The sequence below is a fragment of the Streptomyces sp. WELS2 genome, assembly GCF_013870595.1.
Classification (GTDB): Bacteria; Actinomycetota; Actinomycetes; order Streptomycetales; family Streptomycetaceae; genus Streptomyces.
Window position 1 is genome coordinate 1 of the sequence record NZ_JACBWZ010000572.1, and the last position, 4,170, is coordinate 4,170.

Here is a 4,170-nt window from a genome sequence, read left to right on the forward strand (position 1 = left end):
GCTTCGTCCGGGTCGCGCACGCGCGCGGACTCCAGGTGCACGTGTGGACGGTCAACGACCCGGAGCGGATGCACCGGCTGCTGGACCTCGGGGTGGATGGCATCATGACGGATCACATCGGCACCTTGCGCGAGGTCATGGAGGAGCGCGGCGTCTGGGTCTGAGCGCCCGGAACGCCTTCTTCCCGCCCTTCGCGGTGGGTCGTCGCCGGCGCTTTCCGGAAGCGATTTCGCACTCGGCGTGAAAGGGCGGTAGTGTACGCGTTTGGCCTGCCAGGCGTACCGTTACTGCGCGTCAAAGATGCCGAAACGCTGGGTGACATCTGCTAGCAGATGTGACAAACCGGGCGCCTGTGGGTAGAACAAGGGGCGGCTACGACGGCGACGCATGACCCGGAACGGGAATCTTTACCGCCGACCGGACGTTGACCGGATGACGACGACAGCGACACCTGTCCTGTGGGCGACAAGCCCGGGAGGCACGATTCATGAGTGAGCGAGCTCTTCGCGGTACACGCCTCGTGGTGACCAGCTACGAGACGGACCGCGGCATCGACCTGGCTCCGCGCCAGGCCGTGGAGTACGCATGTGAGAAGGGGCACCGCTTCGAGATGCCCTTCTCTGTGGAGGCGGAGATCCCGCCGGAGTGGGAGTGCAAGGTCTGCGGTGCCCAGGCACTCCTGGTGGACGGCGACGGCCCCGAGGAGAAGAAGGCCAAGCCCGCGCGTACCCATTGGGACATGCTGATGGAGCGGCGCACCCGCGAGGAACTCGAAGAGGTCCTCGAGGAGCGTCTGGCGGTGCTGCGTTCGGGCGCGATGAACATCGCGGTCCACCCCCGGGACAGCCGCAAGAGCGCCTAGTCCCCCGCGGGGCTCGGCCGGTACACAGCGCGACACATACGACGGCGGGCGCCGTACATGGTCTCCATGTACGGCGCCCGCCGTCGTATGCCGTACGCGGACGCCGAGCGCGTCCCGCGCGGGGGCCGCTCAGCGCGTCAGCGGCGGCCGGGGGCCCTGCGGGGTGTCGTGCGGCTCGTCGTCCCTGATCACCTCGCCCGGCACCACCTTGCCGTCGGGCCGGTGCATGCGGGCCTGCTGGAACACGTCCCCCAGGCTGCCCGGGGCGACCCTGCGCAGGCTGCGCTCCAGGGCGTTCTCGGCGAGGCGGCCGACCGCCCGCTGGACCGGCGGCAGCAGCAGGAGCAGGCCCGCCGCGTCCGAGACCAGGCCCGGGATCATCAGCAGCAGACCGCTGAGCATCATCAGGCCGTTGCCGCCGCCACGGGCCGGCGAGCCGCCCTGGCGCACGGCCTCGTTCAGGCTCGCGAAGGCGCGGCGGCCCGCCCGCTTGATGACCACGGAGCCGGCCACGAGGCCCGCGACGAGGAGCAGGAACACCGTGAGCCCGCCCGCCGCGCCCGCGACCAGGGTCAGCAGCCAGATCTCCAGCACCAGCCAGGCGGCGAGGGCCAACGGCAGATACCTGCGCAGCCGCGAGCGCCGGCGGCGGGCGGTGTACGGGGAGGTCGGAGCGCCAGTCGTCATGTTCCCAGTGTGCCTGGGCGCGGCTCAGCACCGGATAAGGGAGTGACCGGCCGCGGCCGTGACGTGGTGTGCTAGGCGCGCTTGTCCTTGCCGGTGAACCGGCCGACGCGGTCCCCGACGCCCCAGGAGGTGACCCGCCACAGCGCCTCGACCACGATGTCCCGGCTCATCTTGGAGTCGCCCAGCTGGCGCTCGACGAAGGTGATGGGGACCTCGACGACGTGATAGCCGGCCTTCACCGCGCGGCGGGCCAGGTCGACCTGGAAGCAGTAGCCCTGCGAGGCGACCTCGCCCAGCCCCAGCCCCTCCAGGGTCTCGCGGCGGAAGGCCCGGAAGCCGCCCGTCACGTCCCGGATCGGCACGTCGAGCATGAGGCGCGAGTAGGTGGAGCCGCCCCGCGAGAGGAACTCACGGGACTTGGGCCAGTTCACCACCCGGCCGCCGGGCACCCAGCGGGAGCCGAGGACCAGGTCGGCGCCCTTGAGGGCGGTGAGCAGCCGGGGCAGTTCCTCGGGCTGGTGGGAGCCGTCGGCGTCCATCTCGATCAGCACGCCGTAGTCCCGCTCCAGGCCCCAGCGGAAGCCCGCGAGGTAGGCGGCGCCGAGGCCCTCCTTGCCCTTGCGGTGCAGCACGTGGACGTGGTCGTCGGCGGCGGCGAGTTCGTCGGCGAGCTTGCCGGTGCCGTCGGGGCTGTTGTCGTCCGCGATGAGTACGTGCGCCTCGGGGACGGCGCCGCGTACCCGGCCCACGATGGTCTTGATGTTCTCCGCCTCGTTGTAGGTCGGAATGATCACCAAGGCCGTGCCGAGCGGACCGTACTGCCGTCCCTGGGCTGTGGCCGCGAGGGCCCCGTCGCCGTCGTTCACTGCTGCCCCTTCATGTCGTACGCAAGGGTCCACCATAGTGGCCGCCGCCTGGGAAGACGCGATGGCGCAGGCATCTTGTGGTGTCGTTTCCCCGGAAACGGGGTAGGAGTGATGCTTTTCGGCACCTTCCCGTCGCGCGGAGAGCGGAACGCGCCACGGCGGATGGGGGCCCGGCGCCCTTCGGGCCGACCTGGGACCCGCTGGCTGCGGATCTACCGAAAGCCGTTGTCTAGGGAGCGCCCGGGCCCCACCCGGGTCGCACCGGCCGGCCGTCCGGGGCGTTCCCTCGCCGGCGCGGGCGCTGGGCCTGGCTCCCAGTGACGGTGCCCCGGTGCGGCACACCGTCCCTGACCCAGCGGCGCTGCGACGAGCCGTGCGAACAGCCCCCGGTCGGGCGTTTCGGTGGTGGACCCGGCCGAACCTACCGGCCCCCGGCCGCCGACTGTCAACAGCCCTCTGAGCTGGGACGACGGGTCCGATGGCGCGGGCGGCGGGGAGGATGCGCAGGTGGGGCGGCGGGGCCGCGGCGGCCGGTGGCCGCCGCGCCACCCCGGGAGATCACTCGCCCGGCCGTACGAACACCGTCCGTCCCCCCACCACGGTGCGCAGGCAGACCGGCAGGTCACGGCCCGGGGTGAGGTCGGGCAGGCCGGGGGTGCCGGAGCGCGGGTCGGTGGACCAGCGGGCCACCCGGTCGTCGGGGGCCTGCACCACGAGCCGGTCGGTGCGCCAGACGGCGTAGTCGGCGGGGGCGCCGGGCACCAGCACGCCCGCGTCGTCCCGGCCCACGGCCCGCCAGCCGCCGCGGGTGTGCGCGGTGAACGCGGCCCGGACCGAGATCCGGTGCCCGGGCGTGCGGTGGAAGGCGGCGGCCCGGACCGTGCCCCACGGGTCGAGCGGGGTGACCGGGCTGTCCGAGCCGAACGCCAGCGGTACGCCGGCCCGCAGCAGCGCGGCGAACGGGTTGAGGGTGCGGGCCCTTGCGGCGCCCAGCCGCCGGGCGTACATGCCGTCCTCACCGCCCCACAGCGCGTCGAAGGCGGGCTGCACGGAGGCGATCAGGCCCAGTTCGGCGAAGCCGGCGACGGTCTCGGGGGTGAGCATCTCGGCGTGCTCGACACGGTGCCGGGCGGCGCGCACACGGGCCAGGCCCACCTTCTCGGCGGCGGCGCGCACACCCTCGACCACGGCGCTCACGGCGGCGTCGCCGATGGCGTGGAAGCCGGCCTGGAGGCCCGCCTCGGTGCAGGCCACCACGTGGGCGGCGACGGCGTCGGCGTCCAGATAGGCGGTGCCCGAGTGGCCGGCGTCGGCGTACGGCTCGTGCAGGCAGGCGGTGTGCGAGCCGAGGGCACCGTCGGCGAACAGGTCGCCTGCGGCACCGGCCGCGCCCAGCTCACGGGCCTTGCCGGTGTCCTGCTCGGCCCAGTAGCCGACCACGCGGGGGCCGGGCAGCTCGGCGGCGAGCCGCAGCAGGGCGGTGAAGTCGTCCTCGGAGGAGATCTTCGGGCCTCCGCACTCGTGCACGGTGCCGATGCCGAGCGAGGCGGCGTGCGCCAGTGCGGCGCGCTGGGCCTCCTCCCGCTGGGCGGGGGCGATGGCGCCGAGCGCGGCCTCGCGTACGACGTGATGGGCGTCCCGGGTGAGCGGGGCGTCGTCGCGGGGCACGGCGGCGGGGACCAGGTCCAGCAGGCGGACGTTGTGCAACTGGTGGTCCAGCACCTGTCGTACGGTCGCCCGCTCGATCTCCGCGTC

At 73.3% G+C, this 4,170-nt stretch carries 5 protein-coding genes; 2 read left to right on the forward strand and 3 right to left on the reverse strand.

Annotated elements, in window-relative coordinates:
• Both H5J33_RS25860 and H5J33_RS25865 read left to right on the forward strand, forming a co-directional pair.
• The coding region (locus H5J33_RS25860) for a glycerophosphodiester phosphodiesterase family protein (RefSeq protein ID WP_309485488.1) at positions 1-164 on the forward strand (164 nt) is incomplete at its 5' end.
• Between the two features lie 323 nt (positions 165-487).
• A complete protein-coding gene (locus tag H5J33_RS25865; RefSeq protein WP_003977404.1) occupies positions 488-862 on the forward strand; it encodes an RNA polymerase-binding protein RbpA in 375 nt (124 codons plus the stop codon).
• A gap of 129 nt (positions 863-991) precedes the next feature.
• On the opposite strand, the gene fxsA is transcribed toward H5J33_RS25865, so the two are convergent.
• The 3 genes from fxsA to H5J33_RS25880 form a co-directional block, all read right to left on the reverse strand.
• Entirely contained in the window at positions 992-1,549 is a 558-nt protein-coding gene (fxsA, locus tag H5J33_RS25870) for an FxsA family membrane protein (RefSeq protein ID WP_181797270.1), read from the reverse strand.
• A gap of 71 nt (positions 1,550-1,620) precedes the next feature.
• On the reverse strand, positions 1,621-2,415 hold the full coding sequence (locus H5J33_RS25875; protein WP_181797271.1) for a polyprenol monophosphomannose synthase: 795 nt from the start codon (positions 2,413-2,415) through the stop codon (positions 1,621-1,623).
• A 558-nt stretch (positions 2,416-2,973) separates the two neighbouring features.
• Positions 2,974-4,170: amidohydrolase (locus H5J33_RS25880; RefSeq protein WP_258565404.1), on the reverse strand; the 1,197-nt coding region annotated here is incomplete at its 5' end.

Coding starts and splice junctions, on each gene's coding strand:
- H5J33_RS25865 (WP_003977404.1), top strand. CDS start 488: ATGAGTGAGCGAGCTCTTCGCGGTACACGCCTCGTGGTGACCAGCTAC.
- fxsA (WP_181797270.1), bottom strand. CDS start 1,549: ATGACGACTGGCGCTCCGACCTCCCCGTACACCGCCCGCCGCCGGCGC.